Annotated in this window: 10 protein-coding genes; 7 read left to right on the top strand and 3 right to left on the bottom strand. The window is 61.7% G+C overall.

Going from position 1 to position 14,396, the window contains the following annotated elements:
- Positions 1 to 3 precede the first annotated feature (3 nt).
- The 5 genes from AZSI13_RS08195 to AZSI13_RS08175 are packed head-to-tail and all read left to right on the top strand — an operon-like array spanning position 4 to position 4,885.
- Entirely contained in the window at positions 4 to 543 is a 540-nt protein-coding gene (locus AZSI13_RS08195) for a F0F1 ATP synthase subunit delta (protein WP_109040688.1), read from the top strand.
- Between the two features lie 9 nt (positions 544 to 552).
- Complete coding sequence (atpA, locus tag AZSI13_RS08190; RefSeq protein ID WP_109040687.1) at positions 553 to 2,091, top strand: F0F1 ATP synthase subunit alpha; 1,539 nt, start codon at positions 553 to 555, stop codon at positions 2,089 to 2,091.
- Between the two features lie 18 nt (positions 2,092 to 2,109).
- A complete protein-coding gene (atpG, locus tag AZSI13_RS08185; protein ID WP_109040686.1) occupies positions 2,110 to 2,973 on the top strand; it encodes a F0F1 ATP synthase subunit gamma in 864 nt (287 codons plus the stop codon).
- Positions 2,974 to 3,001: 28 nt separating this feature from the next.
- Positions 3,002 to 4,405 carry a F0F1 ATP synthase subunit beta gene (atpD, locus tag AZSI13_RS08180; protein ID WP_109040685.1) on the top strand — a complete coding sequence of 468 codons (1,404 nt, stop codon included), beginning with the start codon at positions 3,002 to 3,004 and terminating at the stop codon, positions 4,403 to 4,405.
- 57 nt (positions 4,406 to 4,462) lie between these two features.
- Positions 4,463 to 4,885, top strand: a complete 423-nt coding sequence (locus tag AZSI13_RS08175) for a F0F1 ATP synthase subunit epsilon (RefSeq protein WP_109040684.1) — start codon at positions 4,463 to 4,465, stop codon at positions 4,883 to 4,885.
- 308 nt (positions 4,886 to 5,193) lie between these two features.
- On the opposite strand, the gene AZSI13_RS08170 is transcribed toward AZSI13_RS08175, so the two are convergent.
- The 3 genes from AZSI13_RS08170 to AZSI13_RS08160 all read right to left on the bottom strand — a co-directional run bounded on the left by AZSI13_RS08170 (position 5,194) and on the right by AZSI13_RS08160 (position 13,023).
- On the bottom strand, positions 5,194 to 5,907 hold the full coding sequence (locus AZSI13_RS08170; RefSeq protein WP_165833409.1) for a FecR domain-containing protein: 714 nt from the start codon (positions 5,905 to 5,907) through the stop codon (positions 5,194 to 5,196).
- Positions 5,908 to 5,918: 11 nt separating this feature from the next.
- Positions 5,919 to 11,213 carry a filamentous hemagglutinin N-terminal domain-containing protein gene (locus AZSI13_RS08165; protein WP_109040682.1) on the bottom strand — a complete coding sequence of 1,765 codons (5,295 nt, stop codon included), beginning with the start codon at positions 11,211 to 11,213 and terminating at the stop codon, positions 5,919 to 5,921.
- Positions 11,214 to 11,403: 190 nt separating this feature from the next.
- Positions 11,404 to 13,023 (bottom strand): ShlB/FhaC/HecB family hemolysin secretion/activation protein, encoded by a 1,620-nt coding sequence (locus AZSI13_RS08160; protein WP_165833407.1) that lies wholly within the window; start codon positions 13,021 to 13,023, stop codon positions 11,404 to 11,406.
- 233 nt (positions 13,024 to 13,256) lie between these two features.
- On the opposite strand from AZSI13_RS08160, the gene AZSI13_RS08155 reads away from it, so the two are divergent.
- Both AZSI13_RS08155 and AZSI13_RS08150 read left to right on the top strand, forming a co-directional pair.
- Positions 13,257 to 13,742, top strand: coding sequence for a hypothetical protein (locus AZSI13_RS08155; RefSeq protein WP_109040680.1), 486 nt, complete (start codon positions 13,257 to 13,259; stop codon positions 13,740 to 13,742).
- 2 nt (positions 13,743 to 13,744) lie between these two features.
- Complete coding sequence (locus tag AZSI13_RS08150) at positions 13,745 to 14,392, top strand: hypothetical protein (protein ID WP_109040679.1); 648 nt, start codon at positions 13,745 to 13,747, stop codon at positions 14,390 to 14,392.
- Positions 14,393 to 14,396 lie beyond the last annotated feature (4 nt).

The raw sequence follows: 14,396 nt of genomic DNA, 5'->3' as shown, positions 1-14,396 counted from the left end.
CTTATGGCTGAATCCGTCACCATCGCTCGTCCCTACGCGGAAGCAGTATTCCGCCTGGCGCGCGACGGAAAGGCCCTGGCTCAGTGGTCGGATACCCTGAAGCTGCTGGCGACCATCGCACAGGACCCCGAAATGGTCCAGTGCGTCGGTAACCCGAAGCTTTCGGCCGAACAGCTGACCCAGCTTTTCGTCTCGCTCAGCGGCGAGGCTGCCAAAAACGCCGACGTGACCGGTTTTATCCGTGTCCTGGCCGAAAATGAGCGCCTCTCCCTGTTGCCGCAAGTCCAGGAAATCTACGAGCAGCTCAAGAGTGCCGAAGAGGGCATCAAGGAAGCCGTTGTTTTCAGCGCCTTCCCCCTCGATGACGCGCAAGTGAAAAATCTGATGGGCCAACTTGAAACCCATTTCAGCTCCAAGCTCCAGCCCCGCGTGGTGGTGGATGCAGCGCTGATCGGTGGTATCAAAGTGGCGGTGGGTGACCAGGTCCTCGACGCTTCCGTACGCGGCAAGCTCGATGCGATGGCTACGGCGCTCAAGAACTAGGAGAAATTCATGCAGTTGAATCCTTCCGAGATCAGCGAACTGATCAAGAGCAAGATTCAAAACCTGCAGGTGGGCGCCGAGACCCGCACGCAGGGTACCGTTGTCTCGGTGACCGACGGCATCTGCCGCGTTCACGGCCTGCAGGATGTAATGCAAGGCGAAATGCTGGAATTCCCCGGCAACACCTTCGGTATGGCGCTGAACCTGGAGCGTGACTCCGTGGGTGCTGTGGTGCTGGGTGAATACGAGCACATTTCCGAAGGCGACACCGTCAAGTGCACCGGTCGCATTCTGGAAGTGCCCGTCGGCCCCGAGCTGATCGGCCGCGTGGTGAATTCCCTGGGCCAGCCTATCGACGGCAAGGGCCCTCTGGGCAACAAGCTGACCGACAAGATCGAAAAGGTCGCCCCTGGTGTGATCTGGCGGAAGTCCGTGTCCCAGCCCGTGCAGTCCGGCATCAAGGCTATCGACTCCATGGTTCCCGTGGGTCGTGGCCAGCGCGAACTGATCATCGGTGACCGTCAGACCGGCAAGACCGCTGTGGCTGTTGATGCGATCATCGCCCAGAAGGGTCAGAACATGAAGTGTATCTACGTGGCAGTGGGCCAAAAGGCTTCCACTATCGCCAACGTGGTACGCAAGCTGGAAGAGCACGGCGCCATGGAATACACCATCGTGGTGGCCGCCTCCGCTTCTGACTCCGCCGCGCTGCAGTTCATCGCTCCCTACGCCGGCTGCACCATGGGCGAATACTTCCGCGACCGCGGTGAAGACGCCCTGATCATTTATGACGATCTGACCAAGCAAGCTTGGGCCTATCGCCAGATCTCCCTGCTGCTGCGTCGTCCGCCCGGCCGTGAAGCCTACCCTGGTGACGTGTTCTATTTGCACTCCCGTCTGCTGGAACGCGCTGCCCGCGTTTCTGAAGAATGGGTGGAAAAGCTGACCAATGGCGAAGTCAAGGGCAAGACCGGTTCTCTGACCGCCCTGCCCGTGATCGAGACCCAGGCAGGTGACGTGTCCGCCTTCGTGCCGACCAACGTGATCTCCATTACTGACGGTCAGATCTTCCTGGAAACCGACCTGTTCAACGCCGGTGTCCGTCCCGCCATTAACGCCGGTATCTCCGTGTCCCGCGTGGGTGGTGCTGCTCAGACCAAGCTGGTGAAGAAGCTGTCCGGCGGTATCCGTACCGACCTCGCCCAGTACCGGGAACTGGCTGCATTCGCCCAGTTCGCTTCCGATCTGGACGAAGCTACCCGCAAGCAGCTGGAACGTGGCCGCCGTACCGTGGAAGTGCTGAAGCAGGGTCAATACACCCCGCTGAGCATTGCCGACCAGGCCGTGACGCTGTACGCCATCACCAAGGGCTACGCAGACGACGTCGACGTGAAGCGCGTTCTCGAATTCGAGAAGGGCCTGCACAGCTACGTTCGTCAAAAGTACGCCGACCTGGTGACCAAGATGGAAACGTCCAAGGACCTGGATGCTGACGGCGAAAAGCAACTCGTCGAAGCGATCAAGGAATTCAAGGCCGCTTGGGTTTAATCCGTCCAGGAGAGCGTAATGGCTAGCGGCAAGGAAATCCGCAACAAGATCAAGAGCGTCGAAAACACGCGCAAGATCACCAAGGCCATGGAGATGGTGGCCGCGTCGAAGATGCGCAAGGCGCAGGAACGTATGCGTCAGGCACGTCCTTATGGCGAGAAGATCCGCCGCGTGGCCGCCCACCTCTCTCATGCGCTGACCGAGTACAAGCACCCGTTCCTGGTGAAGCGTGATCCGATCAAGAAGGTCGGCATCATCGTCGTGACGTCTGACAAGGGCCTGTGCGGTGCGTTGAACTCCAACGTGCTGCGCAACGTCCTGAACCAGATGAAGGACCTCGAAGGCAAGGGTGTCGCCATTCAGGCGACCGCCATTGGCAACAAGGGTCTGGGCTTCCTGCAGCGCTCCGGCGCAAGCGTCGTTTCCCAGGTCACTGGCCTGGGCGACACGCCCCACCTGGAACGTCTGATCGGGCCCGTCAAGGTTCAGCTCGATGCTTACATCAACGGTGAGATCGACCAGTTGTTCATCGCCTACACCCGCTTCGTGAATACCATGAAGCAGGAGCCGGTTATCGAGCAGCTGCTGCCCCTGTCCGGTGAGGTCGTGGGCTCCGAGTCCGCCCGTTGGGACTACGTGTATGAGCCCGACGCCAAGTCCGTCATCGACGACCTGCTGGTACGTTATGTCGAGGCACTGATTTATCAATCAGTCGCTGAAAGCATGGCGTCCGAGCAAAGTGCCCGAATGGTGGCCATGAAGTCGGCTTCCGACAATGCCAAGAATGTGATCGGCGAACTGAAACTGGTCTACAACAAGACCCGTCAGGCCGCGATTACCAAGGAATTGTCCGAAATCGTCAGCGGCGCAGCGGCGGTCTAACTGGTTTCTATAGTTTGAGGGATTCAAAATGAGTCAAGGTATGATCGTTCAGTGCATTGGCGCTGTGGTGGACATCCAGTTCCCCCGCGACGCCATGCCCAAGGTCTATGACGCCCTGATGCTCGATGTGGCCGAAGAGCACGCCAACATCGAAAAGGGTCTGACCTTCGAAGTGCAGCAACAGCTGGGTGACGGGATTGTCCGTACCATCGCCCTGGGTTCTTCCGACGGCCTGCGCCGCGGCATGAAGGTTAACAACACTGGCAAGCCCATTTCCGTGCCCGTTGGCCACGGTACCCTGGGCCGTATCATGGACGTGCTGGGTCGCCCGATCGACGAAGCCGGTCCCGTCGCTTGCGACGAACTGCGCGCCATTCACCAGAAGGCTCCCGCTTTCGACGAGCTGTCCCCCTCCGTGGAACTGCTCGAAACCGGCATCAAGGTGATCGACCTGATCTGCCCGTTCGCCAAGGGCGGCAAGGTGGGTCTGTTCGGTGGCGCCGGCGTGGGCAAGACCGTGAACATGATGGAGCTGATCAACAACATCGCCAAACAGCACTCCGGTCTGTCCGTGTTTGCTGGCGTGGGTGAGCGTACCCGTGAAGGTAACGACTTCTACCACGAGATGAAGGACTCCAACGTGCTGGACAAGGTGGCCATGGTGTTCGGTCAGATGAACGAACCCCCCGGCAACCGTCTGCGCGTGGCGCTGACCGGCCTGACCATGGCCGAGCGTTTCCGTGACGAAGGCCGTGACATCCTGTTCTTCGTGGATAACATCTACCGCTACACCCTGGCCGGTACCGAAGTGTCCGCACTGCTGGGCCGTATGCCGTCCGCCGTGGGCTACCAGCCCACCCTGGCCGACGAAATGGGCCGCCTGCAGGAACGGATCACCTCCACCAAGGTGGGTTCCATCACCTCCATCCAGGCCGTGTATGTGCCTGCCGATGACTTGACCGACCCCTCCCCCGCCACCACCTTCCTCCACCTGGACTCCACCGTCGTGCTGTCCCGGGACATCGCTGCGCTGGGTATCTACCCCGCCGTGGATCCCCTGGACTCTACCTCCCGCCAGCTGGATCCCCAGGTCGTGGGCGAAGAGCACTACAACGTGGCCCGTGGTGTGCAGATGACCCTGCAGCGCTACAAGGAACTGCGCGACATTATCGCCATTCTGGGTATGGACGAACTGGCTCCTGAAGACAAGCTGGCCGTGGCCCGCGCTCGTAAGATCCAGCGCTTCCTGTCCCAGCCCTTCCACGTGGCCGAAGTGTTCACCGGCTCCCCTGGCAAGTACGTGCCGCTGAAGGAAACCATCAAGGGCTTCAAGATGATTGTTTCCGGCGAATGCGACACCCTGCCGGAACAGGCCTTCTACATGGTCGGCTCCATCGAAGAGGCCTTCGAAAAGGCGAAGACCCTCCAGTAATCAACCGGTAAGCCGCATCCCGTCCGGGGTGCGGCCATCCTGAGGGGAACCCCTATCATGGCATTGAGAGTACATGTAGACGTGGTCAGCGCCGAAGAGTCTATCTTCTCCGGCGAAGCTGAATACGTGGTGCTCCCGGGCGAAGCCGGCGAACTCGGCATCTACCCGCGGCACACCCCGCTGCTGACCCGCATCAAGCCCGGTACCGTGCGCATCAAGGTGCCGGACGCTGAGTTCGAGATGATCTACGTCTCCGGCGGTATGCTGGAAGTCCAGCCCACCATCGTCACCGTGCTGGCCGATACCGCAATCCGCGGTGCCGACCTGGATGAAGCGAAGGCGCTGGCTGCCAAGAAGGCTGCCGAAGAAGCACTGCAGAACCGTTCCGCCGAACTGGATTACGCCAAGGCCGAAGCAGAACTGGCCGAAGCCGTTGCCCAGCTGGCAACCATTCAGCAGCTGCGCAAGCGCAAGCACTGATCGGTTCATACCGATAAAAAAAGCAGCCTTCGGGCTGCTTTTTTTTGTTTACGAATGCGACGAGCCTCAGCTACCTCGGGGGCCAAGCGTTAGCGGTACCCGGTGGGGCCGAGCCATGCCGCAGAGACGCCTAGGGGGGCCAAGCCAGCTACCAGCCATGCGGCACCCAACCCTGCGGCCGGCAGGCCTGAGAACATTCACTCCAAAGATCTGCCGCCTGCCTACCTAGTGATCGTCGAGGTAACACCGTAACGAGCACAGCGCTATGCCTCCCCATACCGGGAGGTCGCCAGAGCTATTGAATCAGCCTACTGAACCGCGCAATCATCGCCGCTGCCGCTGGAGGTGCCGGGACCTCGCAGGTTGCTTCGTGCAGCATCCCGGACAATGGATTCCGCCGGGCGGAAACCATTGGGAACAACAACCGGCAAGGTATTGGCATTCTGCACGTAGGCACCCTGACCGGCATTGAGATTCTGCGTGCCGGCCTGATTGCTGACAAAGATGGCACCTTCGGTCACATCCACATGCAAGCCATCCTGCAAGGGCTGGCCACCCTGGGTGGTATAACCACCACAATCACCATCGCAGAAGAGAACACCGAACACCGTTCCGCGGATGCCGATGGTGGCGGTACTGGTTGTCATGCGATAACGCTGCGGGTCCTGCTTGCCGATCAAACCCGTGATGGCCCGCAGACCACCCTTGATCAGCCGGAACACTGCACTGTCTTGTTCCGGTGAACCGGCGCGGTGGGAAAAGGCTTCCACTTGGAACTGGGTATTGGGCTTAAGGGTGATTTCACCGCCATCGCTGAAGCGAATCCGGGCAAACGTGTCCTTCTCCGTATAAAGGGTATCGCCGGAGAGCACGTCGGAATTGACGGAAAGAATACGCATCCGGCCGTCGCTTGCCTTGGCTGAGAGTGTCCCCCCGAGATTGAGCACCACCCCGTCAGAAGCGAAGGTCGGGGAAGCCGCCAGCGCGCAAAGGAAGATCAGGGAATAAAGCGAGCGGAGCATGACAGTGGGCCTCACGGATTGCATACCTTCATTTTCTGGGAACCATCCTTGTCGCCGGAGCGAGAGTCTCCCCGGTTGCCCGAGTCGGATTTTCTGTCGCGCCGGTCACCATTCTGATCATCGCCGGGGCCGCCCGTCCTGCCGTTGCTCCCGCTGGGGTCGGAAAGGGTCAGATTATTGGTCATGCTGCTGATCACCGCGTTGGCTGCATTGACCGACTGGTCGATGCTCTGGCCCAAGCTCCCACCGCCATCCACTGGGGGCGGTTGCAGCGCCGGATCGTTGCTGATGACCGTACCAGTTCTGGAATTGACCAGGGTTACATAGCCGCTGCTTGAGGACACCGACAGGGCCTTGGCATCATAGGTCAGCTTGATGCCCTTGGCGGCAGCCAGCTTGAGGGAACCGGCCAGGATGTTCGGAGAGATACTGGGATCGGCACTACCGATATTGCCGGACTTGGATGAAATATCCACATTGCCCGGCGCAGCATCGATGAGGCCCAGGGAAATGTCACCAACGGCCGCGATCTGGATGGGGCCGCCGGCAGTCTTCATCTGGGCTGATGGCGTCATGCTGAAGAGGCCGCCAGCGGTAGCCAGGATACTGCCACCCTGGGTCGTCAAACGGCCGCTCTGCACGTAGTTGTCCCCGGCAATGGCAGAAATATTCCCCAGTACGGAAAACACGGTGCCATTGATCACCAGATCGTCGCCGGTGGCTGCGCTTGCGCCAGCTTCCAGCAGGATATCGCTCTGGGCCTGGATGTTGCCATCGATGGTGAGCGGGCTGTGAGTGCGCAGGCTAACCTTGCCAGCGGTGGAAGTCAGCGTCCCGCCAACGGTCAGTGCCCCCTGGTTTTCCAAAGTGAAATCACCGGCAAGTTGCCCACCGGCGAGGGTTAGTTTGCCCACATTGTTCAAGGCGATGTTATGTCCACCGAGAACCAGCAGACTGCCCACATTGCTGTCCAGGGCTGCATCACCGCCAAGATTCAAGGTCAGGGATGAGCCGTGAATGTTGGTGGCGGTCCCATCGAGATCGGTGATGTTGCCACCCGCCTTCAACGACACGCTACCGCTACCGGCATCGATCAGGGCCGTGGCAATGCTGCCGCCGGCCTCCAGACTGACCTGCCCACCACCAGAACGGATACCGCTCGGGTTGTTGGCGATATCGCCGCCGGCCTTCAGCAGCACGTTGCCGCCCAGGGTGTTAAGGCCGCCGTTACTGTTGATCGAGCCAGTGCCCAGGGCAGTCAGGGTCAAGGGCCCACTGCCGGCATTGATGCCGCCGCCAATCATTGCGGCAGTGGTTGCACCTCCGCCGAGAATGGTGAGGTCGCCCTGAGTGGCAATATTCACCCCTTCAGCAGTCACGCCGGCGACGAAGCCATCCACCGAGGTGGTATCGCCCACGGTGCCCACGGTCAGGGTCTTGGCATTCTGCAGGGCGAAGCTGCCACCGACCCTGGCGGCAACCGTATTGACCGAGGTAACGAGGCTGACCGGGCCATTCGCCACCACGCCGAGGCGATCCACCGCCAGGGCGTTGCCGTTCTGAGCAATGGTGCCGCCGGTCAGCAGTGCCAAGTCGGTGATGGAGGTGGCCAGCGTGCTGCTGTCCAGGGCTGCGTACAAGTTGAGATTGCCGCTGACCGACCCCGTGCTGTTGTTCGTGCCGATACGCAACCCCTGGATACCCGAGCCCGTATGGCTCTTGATGTCGGTGAGGTTCAGCCCCAGGCAGGTATTGCTGCTGACGCAAGCGGGCAGGTTGGCCCCGTTATGCACGGCGATTTCCCGATTGTTGGTCAGGGTTTCGAAGCCCAGCCAGTGGAAGCCGCTGGCCGTACCGCCCATGGGGCCGAAAGTCAGCTTGTCGGTACGGAAGCTCAATTCTGCCGCGCCGCTGCCGGTGGCGTTCATGCTGGCATCTGCCGTACCCCAGGCAATCTCGGGAGCGGAGAAATAGACATCGCCACTGTTCGGGGCGCTGACCGAACCCTTCAGCGTCAGCAGGCCACCATGATTGATCTTGATCGCCTCGCTGCCGCTGCTGGTGGTCATGCCGCCAGCGCTCAGGGCTGCGGCGCCGGTCCAGCTATGGGCCATGATTTCCAGGGGAGTGGTGGCGCCGCTGCTGAAGGCCAGGGAGCCACCGCTGGCGCCGGAGAAAGAACTGACCGTTGCGTTACTGACGTTGATGGAGCCGGCACTTTTCAGAGCCAGGTGCTGGGCATTGATACTGCTGCCGGCGCCCGAAAAGATACCGGCACCGGTGCCGGTGGATTCCAGGGCGAAAGTCGTCAGCGCCTTGTTGGCGCCGAACAGGTTGGTGGGGCCCTGGTTGATGATCCACACGCTGCCGGTGGTGCTTTCCGCATGCAACTGGCTGGTCTGGGTCAGGATGGGCAATGGCGTAATCCCGTCCGTATCCATGCCGATGTCCCCATAGGCGGAGAGGGAAATGCTGGAAGCCTTGATGTTGGTTACGCCAGCCCCCGCTGCGTTAACGATCTTGCCCGTATCAACCACCAGATTCACCGTGCCCAGGGTGTACAGGGTATTCAGCATGTAATCGCCGCTGGACCACGTGATATTGATGTTCTCGCCGCCGATGGCGGTACCGCCGATATCAATGCCGGACTGGGCCGTTAAAGAAACGGTAGCCGAGGTCGAGGTGATGTCCGCCCCGGCAGAGCCGGCTGCCCGTGTAATGGAGGTTCCTGCATCGAGGCTGACAATTCCATCCGCCGTGATGGTGCGCTTCGGCATCAGGTTATTGACGTTGATGGAGCCATTGGAGATCAGGGTAATGCCGCCGCTGACCGTGGAGAGATTGGCTTCATTAACGATCTGCCCGCCGACGTCCTGAGTGGAAACGACAATGGCGGGTGCATCTGTCGACAACCCGGTCTGCAGCGCCTTGAGATCCCCCTTCAAGGTGATGATGCCGGCGGTGGAGCCGTCTCCGGAAATGAGCGAAATGGTCCCGGCATGGATAGGCCCGGCGGTCAGGTTACCGGTTGCACGCAGCGTGACGTCATCGGCGGCCGTCACGTTGATGCCATATCCCTGGGCGTTGAAAGACTGGCTGGTCCGCACATCAATGCTGGAGCTGCCACCGCCGCCAGTGATGCCGGCGCTACCCAAGGAGAGGGCGCTGCTGCTAAAAACCTGCACACCGTTCATGCCCTCGAGATAAGCCGAGAACGAGGTAAATGCATTTCCGGAGTTGGTGAAATTGGCGAAACCCTCTCCCCCCATGCTCAGCGAAAAAAGGCCGGTGTTCAGGAAAGTGCCAGTAGCCTGGGTGACCGATATCACCCGGTCGTAGAGGCTGAAGCTGCTGCTGGTGACATTCCCCACCAGAGTGATGTAATTATTCTGATTCATCAGGGAGATGGCATGGCCCGGGGCGGAAAGCGTCAAAATCCCCGGTGTGGCGCCGCCCAGGGAAATGACGTTGCTGAGGCCGGTGCCCTGGATAATGTCCCCGTTGGCGGCAGAAAGATTGATGTCGCCACTCGAAGTGCGGAGGCCATTGGTGTAGATCGCCCCGCTCGACTGGATGGAAATGTTTTTACCCAGCCCTGCCTCCAGCAAGCCTGTCTTGATCGGTGCAGCGTCTCCGCCATAACCGGTGGCTAGCAATATGTCCCCATTCGCCTTGAACTTGAGATCAGGGTTACTGCCTTCGCTCGTCAGGTCGATACCATAAGCCGTATTGCCATTTCCGGTATTGTTCTGGGTCTTCATCGTCAGGTTGCCGCCGATGGTCACCAGATTGCTGGCAAAGGTGCCGCTGGTTTTGATACCGCTGGCAGCTTCCAACCAAACGTTGCCGCCAATACCTTCCAGTTCAGACTGATAGATGATGCTGGGGCCGGCGCCGCCCATGAAAATAGTGCCTGCGCTACTGCCGGAGAATGTGCTGGTACCGTCTGTCGTGCCATCCCCGGAACCCCCGACGATCTGGATCATGTCCGGGTCCAGCAGCAGCTGGCCCGATTTCCCTCGGGGGGCCGCCAGGTCTGCCGTACCTCGCATCGAGAGAAAGGACTTGCCCGAGACTTCCGCCTGGCCGCCGTTGCCGCCGCGCAGGCCGCCCTTGGCCGCCAGGCTGCCGAAGAAGCGCGTTGTGTCGTCGGCCCAGACCACCACCTTGCCGCCATCGCCCTTGGCCAGGGCGTTGGCGCTCAGGTGTGCATCCGCGCCGACAAAGGTCAGCCGGGCATTCTGGATCGCCGAGTTTTCACCCCGGAAATCGCCGCCCACCAGCACCTGCCCGCCCCCCGTCTGCCCGTCGGCAGAAACCCGAGCACCGTCGAGCAAGGCCACGCGCTGGCCGAGAATCTGCACATTGCCGCCCTTGGCGGCGCTGCCGTCCGCCGATACCTGGCCGCTGACCAGGGCATCGCCGGCCGTGGCTTGCACCTGCACACTGCCGCCGCGAACGCCGGCCGCCTCGGTGCGGCTACCCGCCGTCAATTCCACCTGATCCACCGCCCGCAGGACGATGCGGCCCTGGGCATCCCGGCTTGCCGTATTGGCCGAAATCACGCCACTTTGGCTGATGCGGCCGGCAAACATGCCGATATTGCCGGCCCCGGCCAGCAACTGGCCGAGGTTCAGAGCCTCGCCCTTGCCGGCGGTGATTTCCACCCACAGGTCCGGCGTGCGGACATCGGCCACGCGCACCGATTCCCCCGCCGCCACCAGGATGTCCCCCGATGGCGCACGGATGACCCCCCGGTTCTCCACCGTCGGCGCCACCAGATAGATGGCACCGCCCTTGGCTGCCTGCAGTAGGCCCTGATTCTCGATGCCACCGGCCCCGTTGCCGCCGGTGAAGCGCAGCTTGCCCGCCAGGAAATCCTGGTCGGAGAGATTCAGGGTCGACGCTACCAGCCCGCCCACGTTGATCTGGGCGCCCTGGCCAAAAACGATACCGTTGGGGTTGATCAGGAAAACCCGGCCGTTGGAGCTCAACTGGCCGAGAATCTGGCTCGGGTCCTGGCCGATTACCCGGTTCAGTACGGCGCTGCTGGCCGAAGGCTGGAGAAAGCGCGCCGTCTCGCCGGCGCCGATGGAAAAGCCCTGCCAGTTGATGATGGCGCCGGAGCTGTTGCGTACCGTCAGCACGTTGCCGGCCTGGCTGATGCTGGCCTGGCCGTTCGCAACGGTGGGGCCCGTGGGCATTGCCAGAACGGTGCCCGGGAAGGCAAAGCAGGCAGCCACGGCAGCGGCCAGCACCGTGGGGGAATATTGCCGGGAACGGCACCGAGTTTTCAGACTGACCATACGCACCCCCCTGAACCCCAGGGAAAAAACAACATTCAACGCCCGTCTGCCCCGCCGGATCGGGCGGTGGCTCGCCGACCACCCTCATTCCACCAGGGGTGGCTTTCTCGATTCAGCCTAGCACACGGGAAAAAAACCGCTGTGAAGCAAGGCCGCCGGGAGCCGGGCAGGCTCGGGCTGATAAAAAAGCTCAATAACTGAGCATCAGATTGACATGCAGCCGGTCATCGCCGGCCCGCTTGGTGCCGGCGCCATCCAGCACCTGGGCGTAGTCCGCACCCAGGCTGAAACGCTTGCTGACGTTCAGGCGCAGGCCGACACCGGCACTCGCCAGGCCTTCCCGGGAGACTTCGCCGGGGAGCGCATGGTTGAGGCGGATCGACGCAAAATCATAAAAACCGAGCAGCCGCAGATTGGCACCTTCAATCGGCACCCAGCCCTTCAACTCGGGGGTGTAAAGCTCCAGGCTGCCCCGGTAGCCGCGATCCATGGCCACGGCCCGCTCGTTGAAGCCGCGTACCGAAGCCACGCCGCCGGCGCCGAACTGTTCGGCGGAAACCAGTTGGTCCCGGGTGTACTGGCCGGAAAAGGCAGCCACAGCCTGCCAGTCGCCGGCCAGGGCCTGGCTGTAATTGCCGCTCAGGCGCCACAGGGAGTAATCCTCCCGGGCCCCCAGCCGCACCTGTTTGAGCTGGGCCTCACGGCCCTTGTCCGTATAAGGCAGGTTGCGCATCCAGGTGGCAGCAAAGCCGGCGCGGGCGGTGGTCCAGTCCAGGGCGCCGCTATAGGTGGCCAGCAGGGGCGTGACGGTGTAGTCGGGTAGCAGGGAAGCACCGCCACCGAGGGGGCGCACCTGGTTTTCATAGGCCCGGTAATCCAGGCCCAGGGTGGCCTTGTGGTCGTAGATGCCGTGGCGGGCCAGGTTGCGCGTGTAGCGGGCCCCCAGCACGGTACCGGCACCGCTGACGGTGAAGAGATTGGCCACGGTGCCCGAGCTGACGTCCGAACGGCCGGCGAAGAATTCCAGGGTGTCGCTGCTGGCGTAGAGGGGAATCCGGTAACCCAGGCCGTAGACCGATACCTGGTCCAGCGCATCCGGCGCGGTGGTGTATTGGGCCGTCAGCACATGGTCGCGATTGAAAAGGTTGGCGTGCTGGGCGCCCAGGCCCAGGCGCATCCGGCCGGTTTCCACCGTGCCGGTGTTGTCCAGGGTGGCGAAAAGACGCCAGGGCTTTTCGTCGCTGACCCGCACCGCCGCATCCACCTGGCCCGGCACTTCGCTGCCCTGGAGGATCACCTGCACCTGCTTGGCCGGGCTTTCGTTGGCCACTTGCAGATTGCGCGACAAGGCCTGCAGATTGGGCGCCTCGCCCTCCCGCAGGGCGGGCAGGCTGGCCCGCAGGTTGGCTTCGTCGAAATGCTGCTGGCCGCTTACGTGCACCTTGCCCAGGCGGGTCTCCTGCACCGTCAGGCGAATCTCGCCGGATTCCAGCACCTGCTCGGGCAGCACCACTGATACGGTGGAATAACCGGCGGCCCGGTAGGCGGCCTCCAGGTCTTCCACGGCCCGTTGAATGTCGCTGAAAGTGCGGTCAGTGCCGGCGTGGCGGGCCAATATCGCCGCCACCTCGTCGGCCGGCAGAAGGCTGTTGCCCTCCACGACAAAGCGGGAAATGCCAAAGCGGGGAACCGCAGCGCCGTCCTCCGCCCATCCTCCTTGGCAGAACAGCAAAGCGGCCAGGGCGCAGGCGCGGAAGGAGAGGGTGGGAAGGCGGGCGGCGTTGATGGGGAGATTCTGCGGGATGGGCAATGGTCGGATTTTTTCATGAACTCGCCATAAAGTCACTTAACTGATTGAAAAATAGGCGAGTTGCCGTCTTACGCCTGACTTTTCCCGGATCGGTGGCGACTTGATGCCTCCGGTATGGCCGGCCGTGCTTCCACCGGGCCGCAAACCCTCTCCGGCTTTGCCTGGCTTAACGATTGGGAGCGGCGCCAATGATGTTAAACTGCCAAAGTTTTGTTCAATTGCATCAATAGGTCATGACAAACATCCTGTTTTCCCTGCGCCCCGTCCTCCGCAAGCATTTCGCCGTTCCTTTCCTGGCCCTCATGCTGTTGGCAGGTTGTGCCACCACTGCACAGTGGGCGGCCTACGAAGTGCCGGGCGAAACCAAGGCCATCCTGGCCCGTCAGGCCGAGCTGGAAAGGCCGGGTCTCGATCTTTCCCAGGCCACGATCATTCGCCTCAAATCTGGCGATGTGGCGCTGGAGGTCAATAGCTTCATGTCCCTGGTGCTGAAGAACCAGGCTTTCGGCTGGGCCTACGCCAAGAGCCTGATGAGTTTCGACGAAAGCCGGAAAAACCTGCGCCTGTTCACCTTCGACGTCAAACGCAACAAGGCCTACCAGACCCAGATTCCCGTGGCTGAATTGCAGCCCGGCAAGAGCTTCACCTTCCCGATTCTGGGCAAGGACGGCTTCGCAGAAGACATGACCTTCACGGTCGAACGCGTCATCGTCCAGTAACGATGGGTTGGCTGGTCGCCATTCGCGGCAAACTTCAGGCAGGTGCAGGGGCGGGCAAGAATCAGGCTCGAACCTATCTGCTGGTTGGCGTGGCCCTGCTCCTGGGCGGATTGATCTACCTGGATCAATCCGGGGGGCCGGCCGATCGCGCCGCCAGCCGTTCCGATGATTCTCCCGCAGCCTCTGGTTCTGTTACCGGCGCCCGCAAGCGGGCCGGCAACGACCTGCAATCCCGCCTCGAGGAAATGCGCCAGGTGGTGGCCCAGCGCCCCGAAATCGAAGGCCGCTACCAGAAGATCGGCTTTGCCTACGCCGAATCCATGGCCTCCCTCATTGGCTACAACGAAGACGGCAAGGTCGATGATGAAAGCCTGCGGGCTGCCATCTCCCGGGTCTTGCCGGAGAGCGTCAAACTCGAAGAACTGCTGGTGGGCGCCAGTTCCCCTGGTCGGGGGGGCAGCCAGATCGTGCCTTTGAACGTTAGCCTTTCCAGTACCGATTCCCAGGCGCTCCTGGCCGTCGTCATGCAGCTGGGTGATGCTGCCAGCGGCAGCCTGTGGCAGGACCTCAGCATCAAGGCCGACCCCGAGCGCCGGGAAGTCCGCCTCGATGGCACCCTCAGCCTGCTTGTCATGGGGCCTGCCGAATGAAATT

The sequence above is a fragment of the Azospira sp. I13 genome, assembly GCF_003112695.1.
Taxonomy (GTDB): domain Bacteria; phylum Pseudomonadota; class Gammaproteobacteria; order Burkholderiales; family Rhodocyclaceae; genus Azospira.
The sequence above is the reverse complement of the archived record's forward strand: the minus strand, read 5'-3'. Positions and strand labels throughout refer to the sequence as shown.

What these genes read in the sequence shown, in the direction of transcription:
- AZSI13_RS08195 (WP_109040688.1), top strand. Translation starts at nt 4, where the DNA reads ATGGCTGAATCCGTCACCATCGCTCGTCCCTACGCGGAAGCAGTATTC.
- atpA (WP_109040687.1), top strand. Translation starts at nt 553, where the DNA reads ATGCAGTTGAATCCTTCCGAGATCAGCGAACTGATCAAGAGCAAGATT.
- atpG (WP_109040686.1), top strand. Translation starts at nt 2,110, where the DNA reads ATGGCTAGCGGCAAGGAAATCCGCAACAAGATCAAGAGCGTCGAAAAC.
- atpD (WP_109040685.1), top strand. Translation starts at nt 3,002, where the DNA reads ATGAGTCAAGGTATGATCGTTCAGTGCATTGGCGCTGTGGTGGACATC.
- AZSI13_RS08175 (WP_109040684.1), top strand. Translation starts at nt 4,463, where the DNA reads ATGGCATTGAGAGTACATGTAGACGTGGTCAGCGCCGAAGAGTCTATC.
- AZSI13_RS08170 (WP_165833409.1), bottom strand. Translation starts at nt 5,907, where the DNA reads ATGCTCCGCTCGCTTTATTCCCTGATCTTCCTTTGCGCGCTGGCGGCT.
- AZSI13_RS08165 (WP_109040682.1), bottom strand. Translation starts at nt 11,213, where the DNA reads ATGGTCAGTCTGAAAACTCGGTGCCGTTCCCGGCAATATTCCCCCACG.
- AZSI13_RS08155 (WP_109040680.1), top strand. Translation starts at nt 13,257, where the DNA reads ATGACAAACATCCTGTTTTCCCTGCGCCCCGTCCTCCGCAAGCATTTC.
- AZSI13_RS08150 (WP_109040679.1), top strand. Translation starts at nt 13,745, where the DNA reads ATGGGTTGGCTGGTCGCCATTCGCGGCAAACTTCAGGCAGGTGCAGGG.